This window comes from Winogradskyella sp. (genome assembly GCF_013213975.1).
Taxonomy (GTDB): Bacteria; Bacteroidota; Bacteroidia; order Flavobacteriales; family Flavobacteriaceae; genus Winogradskyella.
In genome coordinates, this window is the sequence record NZ_JABSST010000078.1 from 1 (window position 1) to 15,371 (window position 15,371).

Annotated in this window: 17 protein-coding genes and 1 pseudogene; 12 read left to right on the forward strand and 6 right to left on the reverse strand. The window is 35.1% G+C overall.

Annotated elements, in window-relative coordinates:
• Nucleotides 1-1,477, forward strand: a pseudogene (locus tag HRU49_RS11830) (TonB-dependent receptor); the annotation flags it as partial.
• 23 nt (nucleotides 1,478-1,500) lie between these two features.
• On the opposite strand, the gene HRU49_RS11835 reads toward HRU49_RS11830, so the two are convergent.
• On the reverse strand, nucleotides 1,501-2,649 hold the full coding sequence (locus tag HRU49_RS11835) for a cysteine desulfurase family protein (protein ID WP_296357416.1): 1,149 nt from the start codon (nucleotides 2,647-2,649) through the stop codon (nucleotides 1,501-1,503).
• An 87-nt stretch (nucleotides 2,650-2,736) separates the two neighbouring features.
• Here HRU49_RS11835 and HRU49_RS11840 point away from each other — a divergent pair, with 87 nt between their 5' ends.
• On the forward strand, nucleotides 2,737-3,636 hold the full coding sequence (locus HRU49_RS11840; RefSeq protein ID WP_296357418.1) for a hypothetical protein: 900 nt from the start codon (nucleotides 2,737-2,739) through the stop codon (nucleotides 3,634-3,636).
• Here HRU49_RS11840 and HRU49_RS11845 read toward each other — a convergent pair.
• On the reverse strand, nucleotides 3,633-4,190 hold the full coding sequence (locus HRU49_RS11845) for a Smr/MutS family protein (protein ID WP_296357420.1): 558 nt from the start codon (nucleotides 4,188-4,190) through the stop codon (nucleotides 3,633-3,635). The two genes, HRU49_RS11840 and HRU49_RS11845, sit on opposite strands and share 4 nt — an antisense overlap.
• Complete coding sequence (locus tag HRU49_RS11850; protein WP_296357422.1) at nucleotides 4,180-4,398, reverse strand: hypothetical protein; 219 nt, start codon at nucleotides 4,396-4,398, stop codon at nucleotides 4,180-4,182. Before HRU49_RS11850 ends, HRU49_RS11845 begins: the two co-directional genes overlap by 11 nt.
• A gap of 80 nt (nucleotides 4,399-4,478) precedes the next feature.
• On the opposite strand from HRU49_RS11850, the gene HRU49_RS11855 reads away from it, so the two are divergent.
• Both HRU49_RS11855 and HRU49_RS11860 read left to right on the forward strand, forming a co-directional pair.
• Entirely contained in the window at nucleotides 4,479-4,778 is a 300-nt protein-coding gene (locus HRU49_RS11855; RefSeq protein ID WP_296357424.1) for a DUF2752 domain-containing protein, read from the forward strand.
• A gap of 6 nt (nucleotides 4,779-4,784) precedes the next feature.
• Nucleotides 4,785-5,126 carry a CCC motif membrane protein gene (locus HRU49_RS11860; protein WP_296357426.1) on the forward strand — a complete coding sequence of 114 codons (342 nt, stop codon included), beginning with the start codon at nucleotides 4,785-4,787 and terminating at the stop codon, nucleotides 5,124-5,126.
• A 63-nt stretch (nucleotides 5,127-5,189) separates the two neighbouring features.
• Here the strand turns inward: HRU49_RS11860 and rocD are convergent, their stop codons facing one another.
• Nucleotides 5,190-6,470: an ornithine--oxo-acid transaminase gene (gene rocD / locus HRU49_RS11865; protein ID WP_296357428.1), complete on the reverse strand. Its 1,281-nt coding sequence runs from the start codon at nucleotides 6,468-6,470 to the stop codon at nucleotides 5,190-5,192.
• A gap of 239 nt (nucleotides 6,471-6,709) precedes the next feature.
• Here rocD and rlmD point away from each other — a divergent pair, with 239 nt between their 5' ends.
• From rlmD to HRU49_RS11880, 3 genes are read left to right on the forward strand one after another with little or no spacing between them, the layout of a single operon-like run.
• Complete coding sequence (gene rlmD, locus HRU49_RS11870) at nucleotides 6,710-8,161, forward strand: 23S rRNA (uracil(1939)-C(5))-methyltransferase RlmD (RefSeq protein ID WP_296357447.1); 1,452 nt, start codon at nucleotides 6,710-6,712, stop codon at nucleotides 8,159-8,161.
• A gap of 3 nt (nucleotides 8,162-8,164) precedes the next feature.
• Complete coding sequence (locus tag HRU49_RS11875) at nucleotides 8,165-8,734, forward strand: DUF6452 family protein (RefSeq protein WP_296357430.1); 570 nt, start codon at nucleotides 8,165-8,167, stop codon at nucleotides 8,732-8,734.
• A 13-nt stretch (nucleotides 8,735-8,747) separates the two neighbouring features.
• A complete protein-coding gene (locus tag HRU49_RS11880) occupies nucleotides 8,748-9,461 on the forward strand; it encodes a DUF6048 family protein (RefSeq protein ID WP_296357432.1) in 714 nt (237 codons plus the stop codon).
• A 574-nt stretch (nucleotides 9,462-10,035) separates the two neighbouring features.
• Here HRU49_RS11880 and HRU49_RS11885 read toward each other — a convergent pair.
• Complete coding sequence (locus HRU49_RS11885; RefSeq protein WP_296357433.1) at nucleotides 10,036-10,986, reverse strand: phosphoribosylaminoimidazolesuccinocarboxamide synthase; 951 nt, start codon at nucleotides 10,984-10,986, stop codon at nucleotides 10,036-10,038.
• 2 nt (nucleotides 10,987-10,988) lie between these two features.
• Nucleotides 10,989-11,942: a PhoH family protein gene (locus HRU49_RS11890; protein ID WP_296357435.1), complete on the reverse strand. Its 954-nt coding sequence runs from the start codon at nucleotides 11,940-11,942 to the stop codon at nucleotides 10,989-10,991.
• A gap of 121 nt (nucleotides 11,943-12,063) precedes the next feature.
• Here HRU49_RS11890 and HRU49_RS11895 point away from each other — a divergent pair, with 121 nt between their 5' ends.
• The 5 genes from HRU49_RS11895 to gldG form a co-directional block, all read left to right on the forward strand.
• Complete coding sequence (locus HRU49_RS11895; protein ID WP_296357437.1) at nucleotides 12,064-12,900, forward strand: SAM-dependent chlorinase/fluorinase; 837 nt, start codon at nucleotides 12,064-12,066, stop codon at nucleotides 12,898-12,900.
• A 3-nt stretch (nucleotides 12,901-12,903) separates the two neighbouring features.
• Complete coding sequence (locus HRU49_RS11900; RefSeq protein WP_296357439.1) at nucleotides 12,904-13,200, forward strand: antibiotic biosynthesis monooxygenase family protein; 297 nt, start codon at nucleotides 12,904-12,906, stop codon at nucleotides 13,198-13,200.
• Nucleotides 13,201-13,207: 7 nt separating this feature from the next.
• Nucleotides 13,208-13,930 carry a gliding motility-associated ABC transporter permease subunit GldF gene (gldF, locus tag HRU49_RS11905; RefSeq protein ID WP_296357441.1) on the forward strand — a complete coding sequence of 241 codons (723 nt, stop codon included), beginning with the start codon at nucleotides 13,208-13,210 and terminating at the stop codon, nucleotides 13,928-13,930.
• Complete coding sequence (locus HRU49_RS11910) at nucleotides 13,927-14,427, forward strand: hypothetical protein (RefSeq protein ID WP_296357443.1); 501 nt, start codon at nucleotides 13,927-13,929, stop codon at nucleotides 14,425-14,427. The genes gldF and HRU49_RS11910 overlap by 4 nt, the downstream gene beginning before the upstream one ends.
• Nucleotides 14,414-15,371: gliding motility-associated ABC transporter substrate-binding protein GldG (gldG, locus tag HRU49_RS11915; RefSeq protein ID WP_296357445.1), on the forward strand; the 958-nt coding region annotated here is incomplete at its 3' end. The genes HRU49_RS11910 and gldG, both read left to right, overlap by 14 nt.

The window sequence follows — 15,371 nt, forward strand, 5'->3', positions numbered from 1 at the left end:
CGCCCTTTTGGTATTTTATGAAGGTAATGAAGAAGATCAATATCAAACCTACTTTGGAGCATTTAAAGCCAACTACTTTGTTAATGACAATTTAACGCTTAAACTCATTACCTCTGCTTATCATACCATTGAACAAGAGTACTTCGATATTTTTGCGCAATACAGGCTTGGTCAGGTAAACACTAATATCGGGGACGATGATCTAGGTGAGGTGGAATTTAGTGAAGGTATTGGTTCCCAATTAACCCATGCAAGAAATGATCTAGATGCTTTTATTGTTAATGCTGAGCACAGAGGCAATTATAAAATTGATGAAGAATCAACACTTGAGTGGTCTGTAAAATATACCCATGAAGATATAAGAGATCGATTAGTTGAATATGAAATTATTGATTCTGCAGGCTTTTCCATTCGACCACCAAATTTTAGTACACCAAATTTACAACCTTATCAACCCTTCGAAGGACCATTAACAGCATTTGAAAATATTCGTGCTTTAAATAGAGTCCAAATTGATCGTATGCAAGCCTTTGCGCAATATAGTAAACGAACAGAATGGGGTTCTAACGAAGTATTTTATAATATTGGAGTTAGAGCGCATAACTGGACCGTTAATGGTGAAAACTTTAAGAGTAATACGCAAACCGTTTTTAGCCCGAGAGCTCAATTTGCTATTAAACCAAATTGGGATAAGGACATGCTTTTTCGAGTTGCTGGTGGTTTATATTACCAACCACCTTTTTATAGAGAGCTCAGAGATTCCTCTGGTGTTGTGCAACCAAATGTAAAGGCTCAAAAATCCTTCCATATTGTATTTGGAAATGAATACAGCTTTGAAATTTGGGATCGTCCTTTTAAACTTGTGACTGAAGCTTATTATAAAGGATTAACAGACGTTAATCCATACACCTTAGAAAACGTTAGAATAAGATATAGAGCTAATAACAACGCAACTGCCTATGCTTATGGATTGGATATGCGCTTGAATGGCGAGTTTGTTCCAGGAACGGAATCTTGGTTCAGTTTCGGGTATCTTAAAACTGAAGAAAATATTGAAAATAGAGGATTTATAGCTAGACCTACAGATCAGCGATTAAAGTTTGGTGCGCTATTTCAGGATTATGTACCGAATATGCCTGATTTAAAAATGTACCTTAATCTTGTATACAATACAGGTGTACCTGGTGGATCTCCGAGCTACGCTGATCCCTACGATTTTCAAATACGTCTTAGAGATTACAGACGGGCAGACTTGGGAATTTCTTTGGAACTGGTGAACCCGACCAAAACTTATAATGCACGTTGGAAAAAGAAATTTAAAGAATTGTCGCTCGGTTTTGAAATTTATAACATGTTCAATAACCAGAATAGTATTACCAATACTTGGGTACGTGACGTTTATACAAAACGACAATTTGCCATTCCAAACTTTTTAACTCCTAGGGTTTTTAACTTAAGGTTATCTGCTAGATTCTAATACCTCTAAATTAGTGTTGACTTTTAGTTTGAGTTTACAAATTCTTTTAAAACGTTAATCACATAATCGAGTTCGTCCTTGGTGTTAAAAGCACTAAAAGAAAACCGAATTGAAGGGCGATTTAGCAAATCTTCAGTTAATATTGCAGACAATACGTGTGAACGCTGATTACTTCCACTTTGGCAAGCACTTCCTTTAGAACAGGCAATGCCTTTTAAATCTAATTGAAACTGAAGTAAGGAGGCCTTATCTTGTGGAATAGGTAGACATATATTGACTAAAGTATAGGTACTTTTATTTAAATCTTCACACTCACCATTAAATACTACCTCAGGAACAGCAGATTTTAATCCTTGAATAAAGTGATGCTTTAATCCAGTAATTAGAGTTTCCTCGTCTTCCAAATTGTCATAAGCCAACTTAAGTGCTTCATCCATTCCAACGATATTATGAATTGACTCTGTGCCAGCTCTGTAACCTCGTTCTTGCTCGCCACCAAAAATTAAAGGCTTTAGACCTGATTCTTTTCTAACATAGCAGAAGCCGACACCTTTAGGACCATGAAATTTATGAGCGCTAGCAGCAAAAAAGTCTATAGGAGTTATATTAACATCAATTTTAAAGTGCCCTACAGATTGTACGCAATCTGAATGAAATAGTGCATTATTAGCCTGACATAATTGAGACACTCGATCAAGATTTAAAACATTACCAACCTCATTATTAACGTGCATAAGACTTACTATGGCTTTATCTGAAGCTTCGAGTAATTGCTCTAAATGATTGTAGTCTATAGAACCACAATCATCAAGATTCACGAAAGTTAATTTAGTATTGTACTCTTTCGATAACTGCTCAGCTGTATGCAAAACGGCATGATGTTCAATTTTTGAGGTAATCATTTCTGTAACACCTAAATCTCTTACAGCACTTCGAAGTGCTAAATTATCGGCTTCAGTACCACCCGACGTAAAAACAATCTCTGAGGCTGTAGCATTAAAATAACTTGCAATATTTTTTCGGCACTGCTCAAGTAAAGCCTTGGCGGAACGTCCAAAACTATGTGTTGAAGAAGCATTACCAAAGTTATGCTTTAGCACTTCTGTCATTCTATCAACCACCTCAGACCTAACTGCTGTCGTTGCAGCATTATCTAAATAAACTTGCTTCATGCTACAAAAATATTGCAAATAAAATTATTTAGTCAATGCCACGTTATAATTTTACAAATCCTTTATTTTTGTTCAAAATGATTGTTTATGAAGCCTAGTTTGTACTTGATAATTATCCTACTACTTTTAACAGCCTGTGACGATGGTGATATTATAACTGTAGACTTAGAATTTGACAAAGAACTAGAGTATTGCGATAGTAGTGTCGATTCTTTTCTTATATTCGATTTAAGAGAAGATCCTAACGAATCTTTATCCGTAATCATTCCAAGAAGTACAAATCAAGAGTTCCCTTTCACTGAAGCTACACCAACAGATACACCTGAATTGTTCTTAATTGGTGGATCTAATCGCTTCATATATAGAACCTACAATAGAGCTGTAGCTACAGGTGAATTATGCGATGTGGTACCACCAGGAAGTTTAAACATAGTTGAAGACTACGAAGCAGATCAAGGCAATATTGCTGTCACCGTTACCATAGAGGATGATGATAATGACGGTATCGCCAGTGAGGATGAAGGGAGAGGTGAACCGGATGAGAATGGTAATTATCCAAATGCTGAAGACACTGATCTTGACGGTATTCCAGATTACCTAGATGAAGATGATGATAATGATAATGTAAATACCGAGAATGAAATAGGTGATGGAGAGACACCTCAAGATACCGATGGTGACGGATCACCTGATTATCTAGACACTGATGATGATGGTGATGGTATACCAACTATAAATGAAGACGAAGACCAAGATTTTAATCCTATTAATGATATTTCTGTTAATGATGGGGTGTCAATTGCACATTATCTTAACATTTTAGAGACCACAGATTACGGATCACCAGGTTTTAGAGATGATAATGAATATACAAGAACAGTAAGCGCAAGTTTCTTTATAACTGATTTTAACTTAGAAATCTTGTCTGCTACAGAATTAGATTTTGGTGTACTTGAATACTCATTTACATTACCAGAAGACGACTAATCTTGGGTATTCTGGAAAATCTTGACTTCAGTTGCCCCTAAACCATAGGTTTTATAATCAGCATCATAAAACTGTACGTTATTGTAACGACTTAACAAGGTTTCCAATTCTTGGCGAAGTACTCCTTCTCCCACTCCATGAATAAAAACTATTTTTGGGATCCGTTTTTTAATTGCAAACTCTAATTGCCTTCTAGCAGTATCTAACTGTAAATTGAGCATATCAAAATTAGTCATTCCCTTTGTAGAATCGGTTAGTTGATGGATGTGTAAATCAACTTCAAATTTTGCAATATGCCGCGCTTTAGGTTTTGGTGCAGATTTTTGCCTTCGCTTTGGTATTTCTTTTTCTTGTTTTACAGCCTCTATATCGGTGTTAAAAATGGCATTATCCAGTGATTGTTCAACTTCAATCAACATTAACTCACGTGATTGAAATTCCATTTCAAATCCATCTTCATCTGAGAGTACAACATGATCTCCAGATACTTTTGTTACGATTCCGGATATATTATCATCAATGGTTTCAACCCTATCGCCAACTTTAATCTTCATCTATCTTTTCCGATTTAACAAAAGATTCTTCCTCCTTATTGTCATACTTACTCGGAATATTTCTTGATGTTCTGTATATGCCAAACATTAGTAAAACAATACCTCCAATTAATAAATAGGTGTTCTGTTTTTCTTCGGCCTGAGCGTAGACTGCTACAACACCACCAGCTACTATACATACAAAGTTTATAATTCTTGAAATATTCATTGTTCCATTCAGTTTTTACAAAAATAAGATTTAGGTGGGTTAAGACTGTTTATTTTTTATCAAATGTGTACATTAGCATTATGCTAATATTAATAAAAGGAATTGAAGATTACATGCTGCCATGCCTCAACAAAAAGTTATTAGGTTTTGAATGTATGGGATGCGGGTTACAACGCTCTATTGCACTATTGCTTAAGGGACATATAGTAGAGTCTTTTTTAATGTATCCTGGGCTCTATTCGTTAATTGCGCTATTTGGATTTATTGGCATAAATACCTTTAAAAATTTTAAAACCGGAAATAAAATAATTACTATATTGGCTATACTGAATGTGGTAGTCATCGTAGGCAGTTATTTACTTAAACTTTATCTTAAATAATCTAATATGGAACAACAAAAACTCAACCCAGCCATAGTCTATGTTCTAGCTATTGTTGGTCTTTTATGCTGTTGCTTTGCAGGGCTAGGCTTTATCTTAGCAGGTGCTGCATTTTTAATAGCGCACACACAAATCAAAAAAGTTGCAGATAACCCAGAAGCATTTGATCTTAGCTCGGTAAATGCAATGAAAACGGCTAAAACAGTTGCTTTGGTTATTCTTATAATTAATATATTATACTTATGTTGGTCTATCTACTCTATTCAAGCAATGGGTGGTTGGGATGCTTACATGGAACAAGTAAATCAAATGATGGAAGAGTTCCAAAACGCTCAAAATCAACAATAATAAATATCATCAATAAAAAAAGCGATTCTTCTAAGAATCGCTTTTTTTATTGTATAAATTGATTTAGTCTTCAAACTCTTTTAAAGTTGTAATAATGATGGATACACAATCCAGTAACTGCTCTTCTGTCATTACCAATGGAGGCGCAAATCTTATAATATTACCATGCGTTGGTTTTGCTAAAAGACCATGATCTCTCAGTCTCAAGCAAATATTCCAAGCCGTATCACTATCTTCTGAATCGTTAATTACAATGGCGTTAAGTAAGCCTTTTCCTCTAACTAAATTAACAATTGAGCTCTTCTCAATATATTTATTCATTTCAGACCTAAATAGTTCACCAAGCCTGTAGGCGTTCTCCGCTAATTTTTCATCTCTAACAACTCCTAACGCTGCAATAGCAACAGCTGCTGCAATAGGGTTACCACCAAAAGTACTTCCGTGATTACCTGGCTTTATAACATTCATAATCGTGTCATTTGCCAAAACTGCAGATACAGGATACGCTCCACCTGAAAGTGCTTTTCCTAATATTAAGATATCAGGCTTAACCTCTGGAGTCGATGAACAGTTTTTATCTGAACAACTACAATTACCGCAAGTCGCTAGTAAACGACCTGTTCTTGCTATACCAGTCTGTACTTCGTCAGCAATAAACAGAACATTATGGGCCTCACAAAGTGCTTTCGCTTTTACGAGATAGTGCTCTGATGGTACATAAACACCAGCCTCACCCTGTATTGGCTCTACTAAGAATCCTGCAACATTTTTATTAGTCTTTAGCGCATCTTCTAAAGCCTCAAGATTATCATACTCTATTTTAATGAATCCATCTGTGTACGGACCAAAATTTTTACGAGCCACTGGATCATTAGAGAATGAAATAATCGTTGTCGTTCTTCCGTGAAAATTATTTTCACAAACTATAATTTCAGCTTCATTTTCGTCAATTCCTTTAACCTCATAAGCCCACTTTCTACAAAGCTTTAAAGCTGTTTCTACAGCTTCAGCACCTGTGTTCATTGGCAGTAATTTATCAAAACCAAAATATTCGGATGCAAACTTCTCATAACGCCCTAACATGTCATTATAAAATGCTCTAGAGGTAAGCGATAAAGTTTGCGCTTGCTGGGTCATGGCATTTACAATCTTTGGATGACAGTGTCCTTGATTAACTGCTGAATACGCCGACAAAAAGTCATAATATTGTTTACCTTCTACATCCCATACATGAACACCTTCTCCTCTACTTAATACTACTGGGAGTGGATGGTAATTGTGCGCACCATACTTGTTTTCTAAATCAATCGCTTCTTGCGATGTTAATTGGTCTAAAACAGCCATTTTAATAAAAATTTAAAGTGAATAAAACAACTATTCCTGCTCTACCTTTATTCCTTCGAAGATTTTGCGTACCATTTTGAAGTCATGGTGAAATCTTGAAAAAGCAGCGTGGGAGAGAAATCATCCCTAGAGGTCTGCAAATTACTAAATATTTATGGAATTCAAGGATAAGAAATCGAATCTAATTATTTCAAGCAATTACTAAAATGCAACTATATTTGCAGCCTAATCTACAATTCATGCCAAGAAGAGAGCGCAATAAATTTGTAAAACGCGGAGAAACGATTGAAATACGTATTGAAGACTATGCCTTTGGTGGCAAAGGTATTGGCCGTATTAGAAATGACTATGGAGAATTTGTGATTTTCGTACCAAACACCCTTCCAGGACAACTTGTAAAAGCACAGATAAAAAAATCAAGTAAGAAGTATGCTGAAGCCAAATTAATTGATGTTTTAGAAGCCTCTGAGGATGAAGTTGATATTAAGTATCAGGACATTCCTGGTGCACCTTACATTCAATTACCTATTGAAAAGCAGCATGACTATAAAAAGCAAAGTACGCTTGAATTGTTTAAACGCATTGGAAAAGTTGCTGATATCGAATCAAAGTTTGATGAATTTGTAAGTTCACCAAACACCTTTCACTATCGAAATAAAATGGAATATGGCTTCTCGGCCATTGGGTATGACAGAATTAAAAAAACTGATGTCGATGAATTTACTTTGGGATTTAAACGACGTGGTCTCTGGTGGTGTGGTGATAATTTAAATAGAGATTCTGGATTGTTCGACGCTGCTGTAGAAAACCATCTTAAACAGATCCGAACCTATTGTGAGGCAACCGGTTTAGCACCTTGGCATGGTCCTAAAAAAGAAGGGTTCTTTAGGTATTTAGTGGTTCGCAAATCCTACAAAACAGACAAACTACTCTTTAATTTAGTAACCACGTCCTACGATCTTCCAAAATTTGATTTGAATGCCTTTGCCAAATTGCTGTTAGAATTATTTGGAAATCGATTAGCAGGCTTACTCCATACTATTAATGATGAAGTTGGAGATAGAACCATCGCAACAACTGGAAGTATTGAATTAGTCTACGGAGAAGACAAAATTGTAGAAGAACTCTTAGGTTTAAACTTTGAGATTAGTATGAAGAGCTTTTTTCAAACCAATCCAAAGTGCGCAGAGCGGCTTTATTCTAAAGTAGTTGATTACGCTTTAGAAACTAAAGAAGCTATTGACAATTCAGTAGTATTGGATCTTTTTTGTGGTACAGGAACCATTGGGCAGATAATTGCGAGTAAGGCCAATAATGCTCAGATTGTTGGAGTGGATATCATTGCATCAGCAATTGAAGATGCAAAACAGAATGCCAAACGTAACAATATTGAAGGTTTAAAATTCTATGCTGCTGATGTTGGAAAGTTTCTAACAGAGCATCCAGAATACACTAATAAAATAAGAACTATAATATTAGATCCAGCGCGCGCAGGCATCTCTCCTAAAACCCTTAAAAAAATAATAAACCTCAACGCAGAACGTTTGGTTTATGTATCTTGCAATCCAGCTACTCAGGCCAGAGATACCGAACAGTTGTATCAAAGTGGTTACCAGATTAAGAAAATGAGTTTGGTAGATCAATTTCCACACACGGCACATATTGAAACAGTAGTATTGTTTGAAAAATAGTTAATGAAAAAGTTAAATATTTTAATCCTTCTTCTTTCAGTTGTTATGTTGGCTTGCGAGCGTGATGACATCTGTGCCGAAGGAGTTTCTACCACTCCACGCTTACTAATTGAGTTTTATGACATCAATAATCCAGACGACTTAAAAAGTGTTCCTAGAATAAGCGTTTATGGAGAAGGAAGAGTTGTTGACGAAAATGGAACACCAACTGAACCAACTACAGAAAACTCTGAGGGAACGTTATTATTCAATGAGAATTCCACAACTGTATCGTTGCCCTTAATTGTAGATTTGGACAATAATGATGTTATTACAACACGTTACATCTTAGAAAAAGATACCAATTTAAGGTTAGATGAAGATGATACCACTCAATCAGATGTAGATATCATTGAAATAACCTATACTACAAACTTTATCTATGTATCTAGAGCTTGTGGTTATAAAAGTGTATTCAATAATTTAGATATTGATTTAGAACCGGTAGATGGAGATACCTGGATTAATAATATTGAATTAGTAACAACAGAAATAGAAAATGAAAATTCAGCACACGTACGTATTCTGCATTAGAAGCCTTATCATTTTGTTGTTACTATCTTCTTTTGCATACAGCCAAGAAGAGAATGAAACGGTAACAGACACATTGATATATAAGCAAAAATATGGTCTGCGTCTTGGAGCTGATATGAGTAAACTCGCAAGAACATTTTTTGAGGACAATTACACAGGATTCGAAATCATGGGAGATTACCGTCTTACCAAGAAAATTTATCTCGCTGGTGAAATTGGTAATGAAGAACGCACCTTAGAAAATGAAGTCCTTAACAACACCACAAAAGGAAGCTACTTTAAAGGTGGTATAGATCTCAACTTCTACAAAAACTGGTTAGATATGGAAAATATGATTTATATCGGTTTTAGAGGTGGTGCAAGTACTTTTAGTCAAACATTAAACAGTTTCAAAATATATGATGTCAATCATCAATATTGGAATGATGATTTATTCGCTGTTGAAGAAGGTACAGAGTTTAGTGGTTTAACTGCTATTTGGTTAGAAATTCTTATTGGTATTAAAGCTGAGTTATTTAATAATTTTTATGCTGGAATTAATGCGCAGCTCAAGGGACTAATTACGGAAACAGCACCAGGTAATTATGAAAATCTTTACATTCCTGGATTCAATCGCACCTTTGATAGTGGTCGATTTGGGGTTGGCTTTGGTTTTAACCTGTCTTATCTGGTTCCAATTTTCAAAAAGGATAAGGTAGTAATCCAAGAAAAGGAATCAGACGAATAAGAGCTTAAGCTTCAACTATTTCCCTTATCCTTCTTATCAAATGCTTCCCATGGATAAAGAAAATATCGCCGAATTAATAGACGAAAAACATCGTGACTTTATTAATTTACTCAAGGATCAACTAGAGAAGGCTTGGATGTAAGGTCCAGAGGGCAAATAAATGGGCACCTGGTCAGCACGCTTTGTATTTACTTCAGCGTATCAAGCTACTCAATTATGCCTTAAATCCACCAATAATAGTCTTGCGCTATAAATTTGGAAAAGTCATCTAAGATGTTAGAGGTTTTGAGGCAATTAAAAAACGCTCTAATGAACGATTAGAAGGCTCAAAATGTAAAACCTTAAAGGGTTCTCAATACATAAAGATTCCACAGCTTTCAAATAAAAACAATATTCTGGATCGGCTTTAAACCGAAATCAAGAAACTACAATATAAAACTAAAAAGATGAGCGATAAGCACCTTGATACGCTTATTTTACCTCACCCACTTATGGAAAAAATGCCAATTCGTGAAATAATAATTTGGACGGCTTATCACGTTGAGCTCCACATGGAAACATTGACCACTGAATACTAATGATTCAAATAGGCTAGAACATTAGCCTCTATCCTACTCTGAATATCCGCAAGGTCTGCTTTGATAAAAGTGTCGCCTGTTATATTTTCATATAATTCAATATAGCGCTCACTAACCGTATCGATGTAGTCATCGCTCATATGCGGCACTGTTTGTCCTTCAAGACCTTGGAAACCATTTGCTATAAGCCACTGACGCACAAACTCTTTAGATAATTGTTTCTGAGCTTCACCTCTATCTTGTCGTTCTTGATAACCATCTGCATAGAAATAACGCGAAGAATCAGGAGTATGAATTTCATCGATAAGTACAATTTTACCATCCTTGGTTTTACCAAATTCGTACTTGGTGTCTACTAAAATTAAGCCACGCTCTGCCGCAATTTCGGTACCGCGTTGAAATAATTTACGGGTGTAGTCTTCAAGAACAAGGTAATCTTCTTCTGAAACAATCCCTCGTTTCAGAATATCCTCTCTCGAAATATCTTCATCATGATCTCCTTTTTCTGCTTTGGTTGCTGGAGTAATAATTGGTTCATGAAATTTATCGTTTTCCCTCATACCTTCTGGCATGGCTACACCACAGAGTAATCGTCTACCAGCTTTATATTCTCGAGCAGCGTGCCCAGACATATAGCCTCTTATAACCATTTCTACTTTGAATGGCTCACATAAATGACCAACAGCAACATTAGGATCTGGTGTAGCAACCAACCAATTTGGCACTAAATCTTCGGTAGCATTCATCATCTTAGTCGCAATCTGATTAAGGATTTGACCTTTATAAGGAATTCCCTTTGGCATAACCACATCAAAGGCACTTAAACGATCGGTAGCAATCATAACCAATTGCTCGTCATTAATGTTATACACCTCTCTCACTTTACCCTTATAAACACTCTTCTGATTAGGGAAATTAAAATTAGTATCGATTATTGTCTTGCTCATGTCTAATCTCTATTCTCTATACTTTTATAAGCTGCAATCACCTTTTTAACCAGTTTGTGACGAATCACATCCTTATCGTCTAAATACACCATACCAATACCTTCTATGTTCTTTAAAACTAAAAGAGCCTCTTTTAAACCAGAAATTGTTCGTCTTGGCAAATCAACTTGACCAGGATCTCCTGTCAATAGGAACTTAGCATTTTTACCCATACGCGTTAAGAACATTTTCATCTGCGCATGTGTTGTATTCTGACCCTCATCCAGTATAACAAAGGCATTATCTAAAGTACGGCCTCGCATAAATGCTAATGGAGCGATCTGTATTACACCCTTCTCTATATAACTATCTAACTTTTCATGAGGTATCATATCACGTAATGCATCGTATAATGGCTGCATGTAAGGATCTAACTTTTCCTTTAAATCGCCAGGTAAAAACCCAAGGTTTTCGCCCGCTTCTACTGCAGGACGCGTTAGTATAATTCGTTTTACTTCTTTACTCTTTAAAGCTTGCACAGCCAATGCAACACCTGTATAGGTCTTTCCTGTTCCTGCTGGTCCTATTGCAAAGACCATATCATTTTTACGAATGCTCTCTACAAGCTTTCGTTGGTTTACAGTTTGCGCCTTAATTAGCTTACCTCCGACACCGTGAACAATAACTTCTCCGCTCTTAGCCGACGTAGAATAATCCTCACTACTGTTGCTGGTAAGAATCCGTTCAATAACATTTTCGTCTAACTTATTATATTTACCAAAATGCTTCATAAGCATCATCATTCTAGTATCAAACTCCTCTAATAAGTCTTCATCACCATAAGCTTTAATTTTATTACCTCTGGCTACTATTTTTAATTTCGGAAAGTACTTTTTGAGAAGTTCAATATTGGCATTTTGGGCACCGAAGAATTCTTTGGGAGTTATTTCTTCAAGTTCTAATATAAGTTCGTTCAAAAGGCTACTAAATTTAGTGTGTTAATCTGTTTTCTTTTCTTAGTTTTGTGTAACGCGAGCGTACTAACAAATCTAACAATTTTACAACCTCATTTCTAAAAAAAATATCAACAATTAATCCATGGCAATAATCACTTTAACCACTGATTTTGGAGAAAAAGATCACTTTGCTGGCGCGATTAAAGGTGCTATTTACAGTGAATTGTCTGATATAAGAATTGTAGATGTCTCTCATTCCGTTTCACCGTTTAATATTTCAGAAGCGGCTTACATCATATTAAATGCCTATAGCAGTTTTCCAAAAGGCACCATTCATATTATAGGAATTGATTCTGAGTTAAGCCCTGATAATAAGCATATTGCAATTAAATTAGATGACCATTACTTTATATGTGCTAACAACGGTATTATGAGTATGATCTGTGCTGAAATTGCCCCTGAAAAAATTGTTGAAATCAACATCCACGATAAAATTGAAACAAGTTTCCCTGTACTTGATGTGTTTGTAAAAGTAGCTTGCCATATTGCACGAGGAGGTACCCTGGAGATAATCGGAAAAGTTATTAACACTATCAAACCCATTAAGAATTTGATTCCTTTTGTAAATGATGAAAAAAATCAAATTATTGGCAGTGTAATTTATATTGATAATTATGGTAATGTGGTGACAAATATTAAGCAAAAGTTTTTTGAAGAAGTACAGAAAACTCGAACCTATGAAATTTCTGCCCGCAACCATAAATTCAAAAAAATCTATAGCAAGTATAGTGATATCGTCAACTTTGAAATCGACGAATCTAAGCGTCATGATGAAGGAAAAGGAATGGTTGTTTTTAATTCCTCGGGATATTTAGAAATTGCTGTGTATAAAAGTAATTGCAGTACCGTTGGAAGTGCCTCAACTTTAATGGGACTAAAGACTATGGATACTGTAAGCGTTAATTTTATTAAATCTTAAACATTGTTAGTAAGAATTGTAAAAATGAGTTTTGATCCGCTCAAGATTGCCGAATTCTTGGCTAATTTTGAAGCCAACAAAAAAAAGATACGTGGTTTTCAAGGATGTAATTTTTTAGAATTGTATCGCGATCAGAACAATACCAATATTTTTTTTACGTATAGTTATTGGGATTCTGAAAATGATCTAAATAACTATAGACATTCAGAATTATTTAAATCGGTTTGGGCTAAAACCAAACCCTTGTTTAATGATAAACCTGAGGCTTGGAGCGTAAATAAGCTTGAGAGCCTTAAATGAATTTAAAATGCTAGCAATTCTTAAAAAAGAAATAAACACTTTCTTCGCCTCACCAATTGGCTATTTGGTCATTGGTGTGTTTTTAGTTTTAAATGGGCTATTTCTTTGGGTTTTTAAAGGTGATTTTAATATTCTAAACAATGGAGTAGCTAGTTTATCTCCATTCTTTCTTTTAGCTCCTTGGATTTTAATCTTTTTAGTTCCAGCGGTGACCATGCGTAGTTTTAGTGATGAGAAAAAACAAGGAACTCTTGAGCTATTGGTTACCAAACCCATTTCTCATTTTCAGATTGTATTAGGAAAGTATTTAGGTGCTTTTGTTCTAATTTTAATTGCCTTAATCCCAACGTTTCTTTACGTATATGCCGTTTCAAGTTTAGGGAATCCAGAAGGCAATCTAGATATGGGGAGTACCATTGGCTCTTACTTTGGTTTGCTTTTTCTTGTTGCTGCTTACACAGCTATTGGCATTTTTGCCTCTACCCTTTCAGAAAATCAAATTGTAGCCTTTATCATATCAGTTTTTATTTGCTTTTTCATGTATTTCGGTTTTGAAGGTTTATCTAACTACAACGTCTTTGGAGACTTTGTCTACATGGAAAATCTAGGAATGTCAGCCCATTACAATAGTATGAGTCGTGGCGTTATTGATACTAGAGATCTGGTCTATTTTATAAGTATAGCATTAGCTTTTTTAATATTTACAAAATTTAGGATTCAGAAGTCATGATTATCACACCATTTTTAGTCATAGCAATGATAGTGGTTTTTGTATTGCTGTTTTTATTTTTTAAAACTGTAGATAAGCGTAAATGGTTGGTTTTAATTGTTAGTCTTGTATTGACTCCTTTTGTTTACTTCTATATGCTTTATCCTTTTATAAATATTGTGAGTAATTACCATCATCAAAAATATTTTAATAGTGAAGCTTGGATAGAAAAACCCAACTTACGATACGAGATGATTGACAGTACTATAGCATCAGATACTTTAATTGGCTTAACTAAGGAAAAAGCACAACAACTCTTAGGACCACATGAATGGTTAACATGGAGTGAAGAAATAAAGGCACACGATGAAAATAAATGGAATTATGGCATGGGTATAGAACCAGGTGCATTTAATGACAAAACAGAATGTGTCGAAATTACATTTACAGATCATAAAATTTCTAGTCTAAAACACTTTCAACAAGACATAACTTTTGAAAAGAATGAAAAAGAATAAGGCACTCATAAAAATAGCGATTGTGATTATTGGTCTTATTTTGGTTAATGTCATTTCCGGTCAATTTTATAGCCGTTTTGACTTAACAAACGACAAGCGCTATACGCTATCTGAAGCTTCAAAAAATATCGTTCAAAATATTGATACACCACTTATAATTGATATTTTCCTTGAAGGTGAATTTCCCTCAGAGTTTAGGTTACTTCAGACAGAAGTAAGACAACTAATTGAAGAATTTCAACTGGAGACCAATAAAATTAAAGTCAACTTTATAAATCCGGTTGAAGATGAAGCAACGCGCGAGCGCAATATTGAAGAGCTAACGCGTTCCGGTTTGGAACCTTATGTTAACACGGATAATAGTACCGGAAAAGTCACTCAAGAGCTTATTTTTCCTTGGGCTTTTGCAAGTTACAATAACGAAACAGTTAAAATTCCGCTATTAAAACGAAGCATTACGCAAGGTTTACAAGAACAAATCACTAATTCTATTCAAGGTTTAGAGTATGCGTTTGCAGATGGGTTTAGCAAATTGGTAAATTCAAAATCTAAGACTATTGCCATTCTTAAAGGCAATGGACAATTAGATGATATCTACATTGCAGATTTTCTTAAAACAGTTCAACCGTATTATAATATTGCACCATTTACCTTAGATAGCGTTTCAAACAATCCTCAAGGCACTTTAGATAAATTAAACCATTATGATTTAATCGTAGCCGCCAAACCAAGTGAAGCGTTTAGTGAAAACGAGAAACTTGTATTAGACCAGTACACCATGAATGGCGGTAAAAGCCTATGGCTCACCGAAGCTGTGATTATGGATAAGGATAGCTTGTACAACGATTCTGGTTCTGGTGTTTCTATTTTACGTGATCTCAATCTTAAGGATTTCTTTTTTAAATATGGAGTCCGAATAAACCCTAGTTTGGTTAAAGATTTAT